This is a genomic window from Halomonas sp. MCCC 1A13316 (assembly GCF_014931605.1).
In the GTDB taxonomy this organism is placed as follows: domain Bacteria; phylum Pseudomonadota; class Gammaproteobacteria; order Pseudomonadales; family Halomonadaceae; genus Halomonas.
Genome location: NZ_CP053382.1, coordinates 2,460,856 through 2,478,150 on the forward strand (window position 1 = coordinate 2,460,856; position 17,295 = coordinate 2,478,150).

Here is a 17,295-nt window from a genome sequence, read left to right on the forward strand (position 1 = left end):
TTTATCAGGGTATAAACAATGAAAAAGAACATGTTTGTCGGCCCTCGTAACGTCCAACTGGTGGCTGAACCCTTTGATCAACGCCATGGTCTGCCCACTCTCCACGAGGGAATGACACGGGAGGCGAGACGCCTGCTAGCGGAGAGTGTCTCCCCCAATACCGTACGCGCCATGCGGGCGGATCTGAGGGTTTACCGTAACGCCGGTGGCAGGCTACCGGCCACAGATACGGAAATTGCGAACTACCTGTCGCAACAGAACGCACTGGGCAAGAAACCCGCCACCCTGGACCGCTATGCCAACTCTCTGCACATGTGGCACCGCTACATGAACTTCCCCTCCCCGGTGCAGAGCATGGCCGTACGCAGCGTGCTTCGCGGAATCAAGCGCACCCGCGACATGCGTCAGGATTCGGCCCCGGCATTGCGACTGAAGGAGTTGCATTTACTGCTGGATAGCCTGGATCAAGATACCCTGCATGGGCTGCGAGATGCAGCGATGTTCGCTCTCTCGTTCTATGGTGCGTTCCGGCGTAGCGAAGTCGTGGCGATCGGAGTGGAGGATGTCGACTGGCGTCCAGAGGGCATCGTTATCATGTTACGTCATAGCAAGACGAACAAATCCGGCCGTATCGAGACCAAGAGCCTGATGCGCGCGCCAACCGGTGCCCCTTACTGTTCGGTGTCGCTCTTGGAGCGATGGCTAGCGGCATCAGGCATTACCAAGGGGGCATGCTTTCGTGGCATCAGCTCAAGGGGACGGCTCGGGGCGGGACGAATGTCAGCTCAGACACTGTACGTCAGAATGCGTAAAGCCTTGGTATCGGCGGGATTGCACTCGCAGGGGTATACTCCACATAGTTTTCGGGCAGGATTTATCACCGAGGCCCATCTGAGAGGCAAAACGGATACTCAGATCAAGCGCCTTAGTGGCCACCGAGACCAAAAATCATTCGAGCGGTACATTCGTATCGCTGACGAGTTCGAGAACAACCCCGGAGACTTCTTTTCTTTGAACCCTGTTTCCCTAGAATAACCGCAGCACTTTGGACCGCACGGTAGAGGCAGGAGGGCTTGTGCCGGTACCCTGAGGGAAGGCGAGAGACCTTCCTTCAAAACACGCGGATACTGGGAAGACTACCCGGTAACTGGCTTTCACGTGACCGTTGACGATGTGGCCGGTTAATTGGGGTCTGATAACGAGGTGCCGACCCCATCATGTCAAAATTAAGGCTCATCTACCTCTGCCCCAAGAAGCGCCTTGATGCCCAGTTGCTCGACAACATCGACGACGAACCGCGCCAGGTGCTCATCGGGCAACCAGTTATCTACTGAAGGAGGCAGCACGTAATTGGTCTGGCGGTCCACAGGGATGAAGCGGTTCATGGCGAACTTCTCAGCTCGGCGATAACGGTGGTCAGTATCTCACGGGGCGACGGAAAGTCCGATAGACTGCCATGTGGCGATGACTTCGGCACGATTCGCTCCAGACGCGCCAGGAGCACGCTCAGTTTGGCGCCCTCCTCGGCCAGCTACAGCGGGCGTGCGGAAGGTTGGCGGCTGTCAGTCCAGGAAGGCGCCGATGCCTTCTTCATCGATCGCCTCATGTACTGCATCCAGGGCAGCCTGGTCGGTGGCGAAGCGGACTTCCCATACATGGGAGAAGTCTGTGCTTGTGCAGCGTCAGGCGTCTCAGGCCGAGCTGGAAGCACTCGCTACCCCGGCGACGCCGCCCGCCACCAAGCAAAAGCCCAAACGCCTGCCCTTGCCCGACGACTTGCCAGGGTAGCCCATGCAGAGCTCAAAGTGGCTCAGGAGCTTAACAGCTCTCGCCGATGGCGGCGGATAGCCTCAAGGGCCTCTTTGCGGCGTCGCTTATAGGCAACCATGATATCCCTGTCATTGGGATCACGCTTGCGAGTATCCGATGCAGTAAAGATCTCAATCGTAATCTTTGGGCGATCAACCTTCAGGGCGCCATGAGCGGTATGATGCCGCACTGTCGGGGTTTCTTCGCCCTTCCGCTTACCCGTTACTCTCGGTTCGCTAGGCTTCGTCTTCATTGCTTCCTCCCCAAGGGGAATCACTGACCTCAGCGTACATCGTACGCTTCCCTCATAGTAGTCCAGCAGCAGGCGGATCCAGTAGTGAACCGTCCCGGCGTTCTCCGAGATCCGTTGGTTTGAATCAGGCCGCCTTCTTGGCCTGAACAAGCGCTATGCGTGGTACACGAAAAGTTGCGCCACGCTCCCACCCTTGGTGTGCCCGAAGGAGCGAATGCCGCAAATGTCGCGGGCGCTCCAGGGGACTGCGAGCAGGCCTCGGGCCGCTGAGCCACGCCGGCCGTGATGAAGCGTGCACTACACGACGCACTGGTGCGGCCTGGCGAAGACGTGGCGACGACTGCTGTTTCACGGCCTTTTACTCCCACAATGATAAATTATCAGAGAAGCGATAAAAGGTGATAAAGCAGCGATCTGCTGTCTCTTGTAAAATGCAAACCACTGATATTACGTACGTTCTTAGGGACTAGGGTCTCTTAAGTGACGCGCCCAACGCCCTGTTCCTTACCGCCCCACCATGACCTGGCAACACCCTTTTCCGGCGTATTGATTGGCTACCCATGCTGGAGGACCAAGGCGACGAGCTTGTTGATATCGACCTCTGGTCGTAACAGCAGCGTGCTCCTGCCCCCGCTGATCCAGCAAGCGATCCAAGAAGATGGCCCTACATCGATCAGCGACCGAAAAAATCGCTACCCGAATGGGCATCAGCAGGTTGGGCTCGGGCAATGGTTTTAGGTTGAGCCAATCCCTCAGTAGATGGGGCGGCCTCTCCTCACACTGACGTCCCTGGGCCAGTGCCACCTCCTTGGCCGGAGCGCTTCATTTATGACGCGAGGGCCAACAGGGCTCGACCATGCAGAGCGAGACGGGCATTCTTATAGGTGTACATCCGGGCCAACTGGAAGTTGGTTTGGTTCGCACCAGTTTTCCGGTTAGGCTCCGGATGAAATACCTACTGAGAGATCACACCTAGGCAGCAGAGTGCTAGGCTGGCGAAGAGCGAATCTTGGCGGCGCGAGATCACTTAGGGCATGGAGCGAGCCACACCACCACTTTCCAACCTCAAACTAAGGAAGCATATGCCGCAGAATACTTTGTACTTGGCTGAGCCGATGTTTTCGGAAAAGCTCCAGCGTTTCGAGTCCGATACTGTTTTTCCGCCTATCAAGAAAATTGGCATTACCTCTGGTATGCCTCAGCGCCGGGAAAAGGAGCTGCTCGGCACCATGAGTCCTGTCAAGGTCAAAATCGTCAAGGCATGGACCCATCTGGCAGCCCGAGAAGTGGAAAGCATGCTTCATAACATTCTTGATAATACGCGCTTGGACGGGGAGTATTTCTGGGACGGCAACGAGAACCTAGTCGACGCGGTAACTAGCTTCATCGAGAAATACCACCCGGAAGCCACTGAAATTACCGTACAGGAAGATGCCGACGTTCAGGCTGCAACACAAGCAGTAAATGCAAATAGTGAAAAACGCATTTATAGCGAGGTACTTCCTAGGCTGGAAGAATTAGGTATAACCGAATATCACGTAACCAAGGGGGAAAGAGGGGTCCGATTTTCAGTCAAGGATTACCGTCTGCACATTGGCGCGAGAACTGGGGGACGTTACACCCTCACCATCTGGTCAAATAACCGTACCAGTGAGGAGGCTCTGGAAGACTTCCGTTACTCTCAGGAGATTTCTTCAACAGGTAGTGAGGATAGCCCACGCCGCGCGCGAATTCCCGTGAGTTCACTGGATACAATTATCGAATCCCTCAAGAATTGCTTGAGTCCATCCCACATTGACTGAGTCCTTGGTTATAGGGTCCCGAATGATACAAGACAATTATCTGTACTTTCTCTGCCAGCTGCGAAGGAGTCAGGCAGTTAGATGATGAAGCATGCCGAGATCACACAACGGTCAGTGCGTTCATCTATTCCGCCGCCCCCATAATCCGAGGCAGCGAGACTCCAACGGCCTGTTGCGACAGATTTAGCCGAAGGGCATTGACCTTTCCGTATATAGCCAGGAAGAGATCGGCGCCATTGCTGATTCTTTTTTATACGGCCATGCAAGATACTAGATTGACGAAAATCTTGGGTCCATGGTGAGGTGCTCTGTACTGCCCGCTCGGAGCGATGCTGGCAAGACGGCTGAAATGTGCATGGGAACCTCTCTGTCAGGACAGAAGGATAACGGGAGCGACCCACCAGCCTACTACATCAGTGATGCTGTGTTCACGGACAGTCCTGCACGCTCCCACCCTTGGTGCGCTCAAGGGAGCAAATGCCGCATAGGCAGCGAGCTCCAAGGGTCTGCCAGCAGGCCTCGGGCCGCTGAGCCACGCCGGTCATGATGAAACCCGTACTACACGATGCACTGGTGCGGCCTGGCGAAGACGTGGCGACGACTGCTGTTTCACGGCCTTTTACTCCCACAATGATAAATTATCAGAGAAGCGATAAAAGGTGATAAAGCAGCGGTCTGTTGTCCCCCGGAACCTGTAAGCCGCTAATATTACGGACTTTCAGAGGGAGTTGGTTCTCTTCAGTGACGCGCCCAACGCCCTGTTCCTTACCGCCCCACCATGACCTGGCAACACCCCTTTCCGGCGCATTGATCGGCTACCCATGCCGGAGGACCAAGGCGACGTGCTTGTTGATATCGACCTCAGGTCGGCTCAGCAGCGTGATCCTGCCCCGCTGATCCAGCAAGCGATCCAAGAACCGATGCCCCTACAACCGATCAACGGCCAAAAAAATCGCAACCCGAATGGGCATCAGCAGGTTGGGCTCGGGCAATGGTTTCAGGTTGAGCCAATCCCTCAGTCGATGGGGCGGCCCCTCGACCTGCGACGCTACGTTTGCTCATCGAAGCCGCAGTAGGCCAGATGCACAGCGGTTCAGCTTTTCTCTTGCCCAGGCTGCAATTCCTAGTACCACCCGGCTCCTGCATGGCGAGGACTGACTGCCGTCACCGGCATATTTCGAGTTCGTCAGTCTCATACCCCTTATAGGGAGGGAAGACAGTAAAACCACTTTTGTAGGAGCGAGCAGGCATGACTATCCAGATTCACCCTCTCCCTGGGCATCCCCTATTGGTTGAGGTACGTGAGGAGACCCGTACCCCTCAGGAATTGCTATGCGACCCTCAACTCAGCAGCAACACGTCATCGACGGGTGTAATGCTGATGCATCCTCCTGTTCTCATGATGCAAGAAGGAGGCGGTGAGAAGGTGTTGAACAAAGACGCCTTAACCGCCCAGCTGGCTTACCGTAAGCGGGACCGGAACGCCCAAGCTCCGGAAAGCCTGCGTGTCTACATTATTGATTCCACGTTACATGACCCAGACTTTACATTGCTATTGTTCCTAATCTTTGGTCGCGTTCAGAGGATGTATTACCGAAAAAAAGAAGGCAAAAAACCTAGTTGGAAATCACTCCTTAAAAGCATACATGAGGACCCTCACCTCAAGTCAACAATTGAGAAGTTTCTTTTTGATGGCGAGGAGCTAGCTCCTCGACACTACCAGATTTTATTAAGCGCCGCCCAAGTTGGCGAGAGCTCGATCAACCATGCGTTAGGAAAAATCCGCGTCACCTATAAAAAAGATTCCAAAAAAACCGGGGATACTTTGCCGGCAAAAGCTCCCTCTAAGACGCCGTCAAAAAAATCAGCGCGACCCTGCAAACCCACAAAAGCCAAAACCACGAAAGAAATGAAATCTGTCGAGTCTGATAAAGCTGACAAAAGTAGAGCAGTTTTTAATATGGCAGCATCTCTCAGCACTATCAATGAGGCCGCACAGCGCGGGGCCGAACAGTTTGCGCTTAATATTGCTCAGGAGGATGTCTGACCATGCACGACGAGCGTCCCTACCCGCATGAAATCGTTCAGGAATGGCAGCAGGCTATTGACCTCTCGAACCTGAACCTGCATGACGCGCAGCGCGTCATGCAGGTTGTTCGCTATGCTCTGCCGCCACTGTGTCTGGAGTCATTGGAAACTGCAACCAGATTCTATAAGTATGACCACGATGATAATGAAGTATCTATAGCAGTGGCAAACTTGGCCTCAGGCGACGAGATTGCCAGAAACCAACCACGTAACTTAGGCACGTTCTATCCGGTTTTCTACGCTATGACGAATCCGCGATTCCTCGGTCGCGATAAGTGCCAAGCTGCGTCCTTGGGTCGTCGACTACTCAGTGACTGGTTTTCAGAACTGAAAAATGGAACCAGAACCTCGCGAAACAACTTCTATAGCCATGTGCTTGCTGTACGACACGTGCTGATGGCGGCAATTAACGCTGACTGGGAAGTCACCGACGAAGAGAGTAATCCAGAGAAATTCTTTCTTGCGACCATCGAAAGCGATGCGCTATTTAAGCAAAGAAATGACATACTAGATTCTTATGAAGTTTTCGTTGAAATTATTAACGGCTCACTCTTCCCCGGGCAGCTGATTCGCAGGTCATCCGGTAAAAGGAACAGTGCCGCTGGCAGCCAGCGGACGAAAACAGATCCTTGGCATGCAGCGCGCGTTGTAAAGCTCGCTACATCCCCTCCTGCGCCACGTCGTGTGATTCAAGGAGCCGATTTGCCCGGCGAACATACAGAAGAATTGACAGCGCTAGGGTTTCGCACGGTTATTTCCGCCACGAAGGGGGAAAACGCAGAGCCAGGCGAGCAAGTGATCATGCAGCGGCAAACTCCTTCAATGCTGACGCCAGACGATGACCGCCGGATTGTGCAGCAATGGGTCGCTAGCTCTGCCACAGCCTCCCTGGCTGCCGTGAGCGACATGGGACGACTACCCCCTGAGCAGGTTCGGGAGGTGATGTCGGCAGCGCTATCTCCGATAGAACGCCTCCTTGCGATCCTTCTGCTCAGCACCGGCATGCCTGTCAAACGGTTGCTCAGTCTGACGGTTGAGCCGCCCATCGGTTCGGAGATGGTGCCGTGCACGGAGCGTCCGTTTTGGCGACCCACAACCGGCGAGCTCTGCTATCGGCTTCTCGATGGCCCGAGCGCGAACGACGATTTCCCCGACCTGCTCTGGGTCAAATTGCGGCTGCCCGCCGTACTGGCAGATATTTTATCGTCCTCCGACTACTCTACTCCCGGCCTTCAACCGTTTCGTGGCGTCCGCACGCGTCTGAATAAACAGCTGCTCAAGCATTTTCGCCGCCAACCGGGCGTGACCCCTACGGCAAACCGGTTGAGCGCCACCAGTTGGCTGTGGCGCCGCCCTCACGCCCGAGATGACGTTGCCGCTAAGACACTCGCCGGCCAATACGACCTATCCCTCGCGGCTCCGGCAGCCTACCGCCAGCTGTCACGTGACGAAATTCAGCAAATCTTTGACGCCACGTTGGCGGATCTGGGCATCATCAGTGAAACACACCGGGACAAATCTGATCGACAGGTCGGCGGCCCGGACGGCACTCGCGCGATAATGGGCTCCTCCGTGGCGCAGCCTCCCGAGGCCTTCCTCCCAATATTCATCGAGATTAAGGAAAAAATGACGGCCCCCAGCGATGAAATGGCTGGCTGGTGGCTCGGCCGACCGTTTCCGCATGAAAGCCTTGCCAGACTGTATCAATATGTTGCCGCCTATCACTTGCTCGCCTGGCAGCTCTCGACCGGCGCCCGGCCAGTGGGACCCAGCAGCCATAACCGAATCAGTGGACAGCTACAGTGGATTCGCGACAAGGCCTCGCCGCGTGGTATCGAGTCGCGCGTGGTGCCGTTGATCGGAGAACTCCAAAGTGCGCTGTTGCACCTGCAGCGCTGGACCGATGTCCTTTGTCGTCGACTGCAGAGTGTGGACGTGACGCTAGTGGATAAGCGCAGCAAACAACGCAGCACTCCCGCCTGGTTGGTGGCTCCGGCACGCGGACGCCGGCTGATCCTGCGTGACATGACCTGGAGCGATTTTCAATCTTTGTCGCTAGAGCATTCCGCCGGCCTGGCCAGCAACGTGGCACGCCATTCGCTGGCTAGCTGGCTGCGAGAGCGCGTTCCGGATGCAGAAGTCGACGCGCTGCTCGGGCACGCGCGCGATGGTCGTAGCCTGTCGGCTCCCCGTGGGGAAGCCGCGACGGGTCAGCAGGCTGCGCTGCGGCGCCTTCTAAAGGAGTGGCTGAATCAGTGCGGCTATCACCCGCTGGCCTGGAGGGACCTGCCATGGAACAGCTGAACGCCGCTCGTCTGCTCGGGCTGTGGCAGGGTGAAAATAATCCGTTGGTACAACCCGCTAGCTTCTCCGACACCCAGTGGATTCTGAATGCCACCTTGGGCGAAATTCCAAAAGCCGAAGTGTCGTTGGACCGCGAGGCAGTCGATGGATTGATCACGTGGCTGTTCGAGTGGCGCCACACCAATGGGCGTGCAATCACCTATCAGCAAGCGCGCAAGCGCATCAACCGTGTGCTGGAGCGTCTGAACCAGCTCCCCGGCATGCAGGCAGTGTTGATGCCTGAGCTGGTGTTGGTTCACCGCCCCACTGCCCTGCCTACCACGGGACGCGCCCTCATCATCAGCGAACAGATGTTACAGCTGGATCGACGTTTGCTGGATTGGAGCCGCCACACCAGGAGTGCTGATGCCTGGCTACTGTTGCTTGCCATCCGCCTGATGACGCGTCTGGGCATGGGCGAGACAGTCATGCTCGGGACGTTGGCGATGCTCTCCCATCAGCACGTAGATAAGCAGTGGCTGTCGATTCCCTCGGCTCCGGGGGAGCGGCTCCCGGCGGGTGCCCATTACCGCGTGCGGTTGCCGGATGATGTCTGGGTACCGCTGCGAGCGCTGCTGACAAGAGAAAAAGATAAAGAGCCTTCTGCCTGGCTGCTAGCATCCAGGCAGAAAGCAGAAACGTTGGCTCATCGGGAACGCGTTCAGCATCTGCGCAAGCGCCTCAAGTGCGCGGCGAAGCATTGCCTGAAGGAGCTGGGGCCCCATCCGGACAGCGACAAGAAACCCAGTTTGGACAGTTGGTCAACGATGGTAAGTGCCTGTCAATTTGTACCGGTGTTTCGCGGCATTCCTCACCTCTGGGCTCGACTGCTGCGGCAGTATCCGCTGCCGACGTCCACCCCGGTACCGCTGTTGACAGACAGCGGGACGGCTCACAGATATTCGCCTGGTGAGCAGTATGGTCGGCTACCTGATCGTCCTACCGGACGGGGTGAGACTCCATCAATGCCGGAGCTGGGTGAACAAACCCGGCCCGCCGGTTCTTTTCAGGTCATCACCGATCATTTGCCCGATGACTGGCCACGTCGAGCAAAAAACCTACTTCAGCAATTCTTGACTGACGTTCGCCAACTGGGGAAAGCCAAGGTCAATGGGGTACGATTCGAGCGGCCGATGCAGCACCTGTTGGAGCAGTATGAGGAGCGAATCATCCAGCTATTCGGCCATGCCGGCAGCTACCCCCAATGGCTGCTGCATTACCTCTACCAGCAGCTACGTATTGAGGGAAACAAGCTCAGCACGGCAGGGACGAAATTGTCTCGACTGACGCCGATCACGATGATGCTGCACGAAGCCGTGCTTGACCTGAGTGACTGGGACGATGAGGTAGTGCTGGAGCTGCAGGAGGCGGCAACCGCCGGATCCGGTTGGTCGGAGAATACCCGAGCGGCGTTTTACAAAACATTCCGTCAGTTTCTGGCGTTTTGTCAGCACTACGGGCAGTTGGAGGAGGTCAGCCTGCCCCGAAGCGGGGCCAAGTCAATCTCTCCCAGTGTCCTGCGCACCCGGATCCTTTCGCCGGACCACATGCAGACGGTTTGGGAATCGCTGACGGGTCGCCTACCCGATGGCGACCCTCGCCAGATGATGGGGTTGGTCGTTGCGTTAGGGTTCTATGGCGGGTTACGCGCCTCGGAAGTCATGTCGTTGACCTTGAACAATGTATTGCTGGGACCGGCCAATGCTCAGGGAAACAGTAGCTGCTGGATCGAAATACCCGGGGGTAAGACCCCTGCGGCCCGGCGCCGCGTGGCACTGCATGTGATGGCGCCGCCATCCGTCATTGAGCAGATGCAAGGCTGGGTCAGAGCACGAACCAGCGAATGTGCCGCATGGCCACTTGCCGAAACAGCCTTGTTCGGGCCTCGCCATTCGCCAGATGCCTATGCGAGGCACTCACTCATCAAACCGGTCATCGAGTGGATGCGCCATGTGCTGGGAGGGGATATTGATTTTCATGGGCTACGCCATGCGGCGGTGTCCTGGACGCTACTACGCCTGCATGCCGCTCAGCAGCCGGCTTTTCGCCAGCAACTGCAACATCGGCATCACTGGATGTTCTGCGATGCTTCGTTGGAAGCGACTTTGACGCACTTCTGCGGTGCCGAGGGGCACGACACCTTGGCGCGAGGTACCCTGCTGCTGCAAGTGGCTAAGTGGATTGGCCACCGAGATTCGAAAACCTTGCTTGAGAACTATGCCCATACACTGGGCATCATCCATAGCGATATCCTGGCGCCAAAGGGTCGTTGATGATTCGGGCAGCGCAGCTGAAGCAGCTTGCGTCGGCTGCGCGCCGCCCTGTGTTCAGGCGTACGATCCTCACCCTATCGACAAGACGAGAACGCGACATGGACTCTTGGCGAGCCTGTCGGATTTCACTTACGGCCTGCTGGGACAGGAGCACGTCTGGATGGCAGTCTCATTGACTACCGACCGTCAGCATGGCGCATCATCCACTTCCCCTCCAGCGCCAGCGCATCGCCTATCGTCTCTGAATGGCGCCGCGCCTTTGTTAGCCCCTCCCCGGAGATCCAGCCACTGCATGTTATAGGCAACAACAGCAAGGAACTTCATCGCTGCATCAGGTCAACTTAGTGCATACGTAACCATAACTAATACCAAAGTATATTTGTTTTATATTCAGATACTTAATCAACAATCACAGCGTGACAAGCCTCCGCTTGGTTGCATACGTATGCACTATTGCCTAGAACAGGGGCGTGACCTTCGAGTCGCGGTGCCCAATACGCACTCCAACGACAAAACCACCAGCCCATGCGCTGGCACAACATCAGGAGTTCTGCATGAAGCGTCCCTCCACTCAGACTTTCACTCTCTCCGCTCTGGCCGGCGCCATCGCCCTGGCCGCCTCCGTCACGGCACATGCCGCGCCGGAGCGCGTCATCAATGTCAGCCTTCCCCTGGGCCCGGAATCCCAGCAAGGCGTCGGCGTACTCAAGTTCGGCGAGGAGCTGGAGCGCCTATCGGACGGCCGCTTGGCCATCGAGCCCCACTACGACAATGCGCTGGGTGCCGAACGCGAAGTGGTCGAGGGCATGGGCTTCGGCCTCATCGATGCCGGCATCTCCTCCACGGGGCCGATGGGTGGCTTCGTCGACGAGTTCCTGCTCTTCGACCTGCCCTACGTCTTCGAGAATCACGAACATGCTTATGCCTTTCTCGACAGCGAGCATGGCGAACAGCTCGCCCAGCTGGCCGAGGAGCAGATGAACGTCAAGTTCCTGGCATGGATGGAGAACGGCTTTCGTCATAACACCAACTCGGTGCGCCCCATCGAGCACCCCAGCGACCTGGAAGGTATCAACCACCGCACCCAGGAAAGCCGCGTCCAGGTCGACACCTGGGAAGCGCTGGGCGCTAACGCCACACCGATGGCCTGGACAGAGGTCTACACCGCCCTTCAACAAGGCGTGATGGACAGTCAGGAGAACCCCCTGCCCACCATCTATGACGTGAATTTCTATGAAGTTCAGGACTACCTGAACATGACCCAGCACGTCTACTCGCCGGCACCACTAATGATGAGCCTGGACCTATACAACTCGTTCAGTGAAGAAGACCAGGCGATCATCATGGAAGCGGCTCAGATTGCCCTTCCCGTTCAGCGCGAAGCCAGCCAGGAGCTCGAGCAGCGTTATCTCGGGCAACTCGAGGAGCTGGGCATGACCGTGACTCACCCTGACCTCGCCCCCTTCCGCGAGGCGGTCAAACCCGTCATCACCGAATGGGCCCCCACCGTCGGTGAAGACCTGGTCGATGCTGCCATCAACTACGAGTACTGAGCCCTCGAAGCCCGCAGGTCGCACGGCCTCCTGCGGGCACTCTCCTGACGCATGAGGCAGCCATGAAGACAACTCTATTGCTGGCCAACAGGGCCATCGATCAGTTCAACCGTCTGATCGGCTTGGTGCTGGCCGGGCTCCTGCTGGTAATGACCGTGCTCATCTTCTGGCAGGTGTTCGCCCGATTCGTGGTGGGCAGTCCGCTGTTCTTTTCCGATGAGATCGCCCGCTTCGCCATGCTCTGGCTGACCTTCCTCGGGGCCGGTTATGCCTATCGCAAGGGGGCCCTGATCTCGGTGGACATCGTGCTGGAGTATGCCGGCAAAACACTGGGCTGCTTGCTGCGGGTCATCATCGTCCTGTGCTCCGCCCTCTTCGCTTTCATCATGGTCAAGTACGGCTACGACCTGATGGATCGTGTCTCCGGCCAGACCGCTCCCAGCACCCGTATTTCCATGATGTGGCCCTACATGGCCATACCCGCGGGCGGCGTGGTCATCCTGATCAACAGCCTCGGGCTACTGCTCGATGAGGCGCTCGGCATCGCACACAAACCCCAGCAGGAGGTGAACTGACCATGGCATTGCTCCTGTTCCTGGTGCTGATCTCGCTGTTCATCATCGGCGTACCCATCGCCTTCTCGCTTGGCCTGGCTTCCGCCGTGACCGTTTGGCATGGCGACCTGATGCCGCTGCTGGTCATCGCCCAGCAGCTCATCGCCTCGGTCAATTCCTTCCCGCTCATGGCAATCCCGTTCTTCATCCTGGCGGGCTACCTGATGCAAGGCGGTGGCATCTCCCAGCGCCTGGTCGACTTCTCCAACACCCTGGTCGGCAGCATGACGGGCGGCCTGGCGATGGTGGCCATCGTCACCTCGCTGTTCTTCGCCGCCATCTCCGGCTCGGGGGCGGCCACCACCGCAGCGATCGGCTCCATCCTGATCCCGGCGATGCTGTCCAAGGGCTACCCCGGCAGCTACGCCGCCGCCAACCAGGCCGCCTCCGGGGCGCTGGGCGTGATCATCCCGCCGAGCATTCCGCTGATCCTCTATGGAATCGCCGCCAACGTCTCCGTGGGCGACATGTTCATCGCCGGGATCCTGCCGGGCATCCTGGTCACCCTGACCCTGCTGCTCTTCGCCTACTTCTTCGCCAAGGCCAACGGCCTGGGGGGTAACGAGAAGAGCTCGCTCAAGGACGTCCTGCGCGCCGGACGCAAGGCCATCCTGGCGATTCTCATGCCGATCATCATTCTCGGGGGCATCTACGGCGGTATCTTCACGCCAACCGAAGCCGCAGTGATCGCAGTGGCCTACTCCTTCATGATCGGCTCCGTCATCTATCGCGAAATCAAGTTGAGCAGCCTGGTCGACATTCTCAAGCAGTCGGCCGTGACCACTGCCGTGGTGCTCAGCATCATCGGTGCCGCGGGGCTCTACGGGCGCATCCTGCAGCGCCTGCGTGTGCCGGACATGATCTCCGATTTCGTCGTCTCGGCCATCGATAGCCCCCTGCTGTTCATCATCCTGGCCAACCTACTGCTGCTGGTGGCCGGCATGTTCATCGAGGCGGCAGCAGCGATCCTGATCTTCGTGCCGATCCTGCTGCCCATCGCGATCGGCTTCGGCTTCGATCCGGTCCATTTCGGCGTGATCATGGTGGTCAACCTGGCCATGGGCATGTTCACGCCGCCGGTCGGGCTCAACCTGTTCGTCGCCTCGCAGATCACCAATATCGGCATCGCCCGTCTCACCCGGGCCGTTTTGCCTTTCGTCGGCATCGTGCTCATCAATCTGATGATCATCAGCCTGCTGCCCTTCCTGTCCACCTGGCTGCCTTCGCTGTAACCGTTTTCAGCTGACGAGCCCTGTTCAGGTGACAAGTTCTTTAGGTGTTAAGCCCTTACTAGGAGAAACCCCATGACCGTCGTTGAAAGCCTGGCGCCACGCCACGGCCTGAGAGTCCTGATCACCGCCGGCGCCAACGGCATCGGCCTGGCCATTGCCAAGGCCTTCCAGGAAGCGGGCGCCCGCGTGCATGTCTGCGATATCGACACCCAGGCCCTGGCCGAACTGCCCGAGGGCATAACCCACACCCAGGCCGATGTCAGCCAGGAAGCGGACGTCGACCGGCTGTTCGAGGATGCTGCCGCCCTGGGCGGGCTCGACGTGGTGGTCAACAACGCCGGCATTGCCGGGCCCACTGCCGGGATCGACGAGATCGATCAGGACGCCTGGACCCGCACCATCGACATCAACCTCAACGGCCAGTACCGGATCGCCCACCGTGCCGCGCCCCTGCTGCGCTCGAGCCAAGGGCTGCTGATCAACCTGGCCTCGGTCGCCGGCCGTCTGGGCTTTGCCTATCGCACGCCCTACGCCGCGAGCAAGTGGGCCGTCGTCGGCTTGACCAAGAGCCTGGCCTGCGAGCTCGGCCCCGAGGGGGTGCGGGTCAATGCCATCCTGCCTGGCATCGTGCGCGGGCCACGCATCGAAAAGGTCATTCAGGATCGTGCCGCTAAGCGCGGGCTCAGCTATGCCGAAATGGAGCAGGAAAACCTCTCCAAGATCTCCATGCGTCGAATGGTCGAGCCTACCGACATCGCGGCCATGGCGCTGTTCCTCTCGGCGCCGGGCGGCACCAACATTTCCGGCCAGGCGCTGAGTGTCTGCGCCAACGTCGAGTCGCTGTAACAGGCAAAAGGAGTCAGCTCATGACAGCTCGGATAGGTATCGTCGGCGCCGGCCTGATCGGTCGCGCCTGGGCCATCGTCTTCGCCCGGGCAGGTATGTCCGTGTGCCTCTACGACGTGGATGCCGGTGCCCTGGACAAGGCCCGCGAGGCCATTCGCCAATCCCTCGACGATCTTCGCCAGGCTGGCCTCATCGATGAAGTGGACGCCCCCTTAGCGCTAATTCAGACGGAGAGCGACCTGGCGCGCGCCATGGCAAGCGCCGAATACATCCAGGAGTGCGGCCCCGAGAACGTCGAAGCCAAGCGGCGCATCTACTCCGACCTGGAGGCAGTGGTGGCCGAGGACACCGTCCTGGCCAGTTCCACCTCGGGTATCGCCGCTTCCCAGTTCACCGACCACCTGCGCCACCCCGAACGCTGCCTGGTCGCGCATCCGGTGAACCCGCCCTACCTGATTCCGCTGGTCGAAGTCGCCCCCGCCCCGGCCACTTCGGAAGCCGCGGTGAGCCGCACCATGCGCCTCATGGAGCAGGCCAACCAGGCCCCCATCCTGGTGCGCAAGGAGATCCAGGGCTTCATCCTCAACCGTCTACAGGGCGCCCTGCTCAACGAAGCGCTGCGTCTGTTCCGCGACGGCTATGTCTCCGCCGAAGACCTCGACAAGACCGTCAAGCACGGGCTGGGGCTGCGCTGGTCGTTCATGGGCCCCTTCGAGACCATCGATCTCAATGCGCCCTCCGGCGTGGTCGACTACGGCCAGCGCTACGGTCCCCTATACCGCGATGTGGATCGCCAGCGCGGTAACGACGACCCGTGGGAGGCCGCGACACTTGGCGCACTGGACGAGGAGCGTCGCGCACAGCTGCCGAGCGATGGTCTCGCCGACCGGCAAGCCTGGCGCGACCGGCGCCTCATGGCGCTGATGGCCCATCAGCGCAGCGTTTCCCCTACCTGACCCCCATAAGTGCAAGGAGCAAGATTCCATGGCGAACAAACGCAAAGTCATCATTACCTGCGCCGTGACCGGCGCCATTCATACCCCCTCCATGTCGCCGCACCTGCCGGTCACGCCGGAGGAGATCGCCGAGGCGGGCATCGCCGCCGCCGAGGCAGGCGCCTCCATCCTTCACCTCCATGCACGAGATCCCGAGAACGGCAAGCCCACCCAGGACCCCGCCGTGTTCGAGCGCTTCCTGCCGCGTATCAAAGGCTCCACCAACGCGGTCATCAACCTCACCACCGGCGGCAGCCCGCACATGACCGTGGAGGAGCGCATGCGCCCGGCCATGGAGTTCAAGCCGGAGCTCGCCTCGATGAACATGGGCTCGATCAACTTCGGCCTGTTCCCCATGCTCAACCGCTATGACAGCTTCGAGCACGAATGGGAGCGCGCCCACCTGGAGAACAGTCGCGACCTGGTGTTCAAGAACACCTTCGCCGACATCGAAACGGCGATGACGCTTGGCGGCAAGAACGGCACGCGCTTCGAGTGCGAGTGCTACGATATCGGCCACCTCTACAGCCTGCGCAATGTCATGGATCGCGGCATCGTCGGCGGCCGCATCTTCGTGCAGAGCGTATTCGGCATCCTCGGCGGCATCGGCCCCCACCCGGAAGACGTGATGCATATGCGCCGCACCGCCAACCGGCTATTTGGCGATGATTACGAATGGTCCGTGCTGGGCGCCGGCAGCAGCCAGATGCGCATCGCCGCCCAGGCAGCCGCCATGGGTGGCCACGTCCGCGTGGGTCTCGAGGATTCGCTGTGGCTCGCCCCAGGCAAGCTGGCCGAAAGCAATGCCAGCCAAGTGCGGAAAGTGCGCGAAATACTCGAAGGGCTCTCCTTCGAGGTCGCCACCCCCGACGAGGCACGTGAAATGTTACAGCTGAAAGGCGCCGACAAGGTCGGCTTCTAAGGAGATTGGCTATGCCGCTTTACCGACTCGAAGGCCATGCGCCCGAGATCGATCCTGCCGCCATGGTAATGGATGAAGCCACCCTGATCGGAAAGGTCCACCTGGAGCGTGAAGTCACCGTTTGGCCGGGAGCCGTGCTGCGCGGCGATAATGAGCCGATTAGCGTGGGCGAAGGCAGCAACCTGCAGGATGGCTGTGTGGTGCATACCGATCCCGGCCATCCCGTGGTCATCGGCCGTCAGGTCACCGTCGGGCACCTGGCCATGCTGCACGGCTGCCGCATCGGCGACGGCGTGCTGGTCGGCATGAACGCAACGCTGCTCAACGATGCGGAAATCGGCGATCACTGCATCATCGGTGCCGGTGCGCTGATCACATCGGGCAAGAAGTTCCCGCCCCGCTCGCTGATCGTCGGCGCTCCGGCCAAGGTGGTCAGGGAACTGACCGACGACGAGGTGCAGTCGGCATTGGAAAACAGCCGTACCTACGTGCAAAAAATCGACACCTACCGCTCCCTGGAGCGCGTCGATCCTGCTTCCTCGTAGCCCCAGCCTTCACCAGGATC

Annotated in this window: 13 protein-coding genes and 1 pseudogene; 13 read left to right on the forward strand and 1 reads right to left on the reverse strand. The window is 58.9% G+C overall.

Annotated elements, in window-relative coordinates; translation table 11 throughout:
- Positions 1-18: 18 nt before the first annotated feature.
- Positions 19-1,035 (forward strand): site-specific integrase, encoded by a 1,017-nt coding sequence (locus HNO52_RS11455; RefSeq protein ID WP_232090230.1) that lies wholly within the window; start codon positions 19-21, stop codon positions 1,033-1,035.
- A 191-nt stretch (positions 1,036-1,226) separates the two neighbouring features.
- Here HNO52_RS11455 and HNO52_RS11460 read toward each other — a convergent pair whose 3' ends face one another.
- Positions 1,227-1,385, reverse strand: a complete 159-nt coding sequence (locus tag HNO52_RS11460; protein ID WP_197569334.1) for a hypothetical protein — start codon at positions 1,383-1,385, stop codon at positions 1,227-1,229.
- A 1,711-nt stretch (positions 1,386-3,096) separates the two neighbouring features.
- On the opposite strand from HNO52_RS11460, the gene HNO52_RS11465 reads away from it, so the two are divergent.
- The 12 genes and pseudogenes from HNO52_RS11465 to HNO52_RS11515 all read left to right on the forward strand — a co-directional run bounded on the left by HNO52_RS11465 (position 3,097) and on the right by HNO52_RS11515 (position 17,275).
- A complete protein-coding gene (locus tag HNO52_RS11465; protein ID WP_197565444.1) occupies positions 3,097-3,864 on the forward strand; it encodes a GIY-YIG nuclease family protein in 768 nt (255 codons plus the stop codon).
- 127 nt (positions 3,865-3,991) lie between these two features.
- Positions 3,992-4,111 (forward strand): annotated as a pseudogene (locus tag HNO52_RS21345) (IS30 family transposase); the annotation flags it as partial.
- Between the two features lie 1,002 nt (positions 4,112-5,113).
- Entirely contained in the window at positions 5,114-5,911 is a 798-nt protein-coding gene (locus HNO52_RS11470; RefSeq protein WP_197565445.1) for a hypothetical protein, read from the forward strand.
- A gap of 2 nt (positions 5,912-5,913) precedes the next feature.
- Complete coding sequence (locus tag HNO52_RS11475) at positions 5,914-8,256, forward strand: hypothetical protein (protein WP_197565446.1); 2,343 nt, start codon at positions 5,914-5,916, stop codon at positions 8,254-8,256.
- On the forward strand, positions 8,244-10,568 hold the full coding sequence (locus HNO52_RS11480) for a site-specific integrase (RefSeq protein WP_197565447.1): 2,325 nt from the start codon (positions 8,244-8,246) through the stop codon (positions 10,566-10,568). The genes HNO52_RS11475 and HNO52_RS11480 overlap by 13 nt, the downstream gene beginning before the upstream one ends.
- Positions 10,569-11,122: 554 nt before the next feature.
- Complete coding sequence (locus HNO52_RS11485) at positions 11,123-12,121, forward strand: TRAP transporter substrate-binding protein (protein ID WP_197565448.1); 999 nt, start codon at positions 11,123-11,125, stop codon at positions 12,119-12,121.
- 62 nt (positions 12,122-12,183) lie between these two features.
- Positions 12,184-12,696 (forward strand): TRAP transporter small permease, encoded by a 513-nt coding sequence (locus tag HNO52_RS11490; RefSeq protein ID WP_197565449.1) that lies wholly within the window; start codon positions 12,184-12,186, stop codon positions 12,694-12,696.
- 2 nt (positions 12,697-12,698) lie between these two features.
- Positions 12,699-13,967 carry a TRAP transporter large permease gene (locus tag HNO52_RS11495; protein WP_197565450.1) on the forward strand — a complete coding sequence of 423 codons (1,269 nt, stop codon included), beginning with the start codon at positions 12,699-12,701 and terminating at the stop codon, positions 13,965-13,967.
- Between the two features lie 72 nt (positions 13,968-14,039).
- Positions 14,040-14,813, forward strand: a complete 774-nt coding sequence (locus HNO52_RS11500; RefSeq protein WP_197565451.1) for an SDR family oxidoreductase — start codon at positions 14,040-14,042, stop codon at positions 14,811-14,813.
- A 20-nt stretch (positions 14,814-14,833) separates the two neighbouring features.
- Positions 14,834-15,769 carry a 3-hydroxyacyl-CoA dehydrogenase gene (locus HNO52_RS11505; protein ID WP_197565452.1) on the forward strand — a complete coding sequence of 312 codons (936 nt, stop codon included), beginning with the start codon at positions 14,834-14,836 and terminating at the stop codon, positions 15,767-15,769.
- A 28-nt stretch (positions 15,770-15,797) separates the two neighbouring features.
- On the forward strand, positions 15,798-16,730 hold the full coding sequence (kce, locus tag HNO52_RS11510; protein WP_197565453.1) for a 3,5-dioxohexanoate:acetyl-CoA acetone transferase: 933 nt from the start codon (positions 15,798-15,800) through the stop codon (positions 16,728-16,730).
- Between the two features lie 11 nt (positions 16,731-16,741).
- Entirely contained in the window at positions 16,742-17,275 is a 534-nt protein-coding gene (locus HNO52_RS11515; RefSeq protein ID WP_197565454.1) for a gamma carbonic anhydrase family protein, read from the forward strand.
- Positions 17,276-17,295: the final 20 nt, after the last annotated feature.

Coding starts and splice junctions, on each gene's coding strand:
- HNO52_RS11455 (WP_232090230.1), top strand. CDS start 19: ATGAAAAAGAACATGTTTGTCGGCCCTCGTAACGTCCAACTGGTGGCT.
- HNO52_RS11460 (WP_197569334.1), bottom strand. CDS start 1,385: ATGAACCGCTTCATCCCTGTGGACCGCCAGACCAATTACGTGCTGCCT.
- HNO52_RS11465 (WP_197565444.1), top strand. CDS start 3,097: ATGGAGCGAGCCACACCACCACTTTCCAACCTCAAACTAAGGAAGCAT.
- HNO52_RS11470 (WP_197565445.1), top strand. CDS start 5,114: ATGACTATCCAGATTCACCCTCTCCCTGGGCATCCCCTATTGGTTGAG.
- HNO52_RS11475 (WP_197565446.1), top strand. CDS start 5,914: ATGCACGACGAGCGTCCCTACCCGCATGAAATCGTTCAGGAATGGCAG.
- HNO52_RS11480 (WP_197565447.1), top strand. CDS start 8,244: ATGGAACAGCTGAACGCCGCTCGTCTGCTCGGGCTGTGGCAGGGTGAA.
- HNO52_RS11485 (WP_197565448.1), top strand. CDS start 11,123: ATGAAGCGTCCCTCCACTCAGACTTTCACTCTCTCCGCTCTGGCCGGC.
- HNO52_RS11490 (WP_197565449.1), top strand. CDS start 12,184: ATGAAGACAACTCTATTGCTGGCCAACAGGGCCATCGATCAGTTCAAC.
- HNO52_RS11495 (WP_197565450.1), top strand. CDS start 12,699: ATGGCATTGCTCCTGTTCCTGGTGCTGATCTCGCTGTTCATCATCGGC.
- HNO52_RS11500 (WP_197565451.1), top strand. CDS start 14,040: ATGACCGTCGTTGAAAGCCTGGCGCCACGCCACGGCCTGAGAGTCCTG.
- HNO52_RS11505 (WP_197565452.1), top strand. CDS start 14,834: ATGACAGCTCGGATAGGTATCGTCGGCGCCGGCCTGATCGGTCGCGCC.
- kce (WP_197565453.1), top strand. CDS start 15,798: ATGGCGAACAAACGCAAAGTCATCATTACCTGCGCCGTGACCGGCGCC.
- HNO52_RS11515 (WP_197565454.1), top strand. CDS start 16,742: ATGCCGCTTTACCGACTCGAAGGCCATGCGCCCGAGATCGATCCTGCC.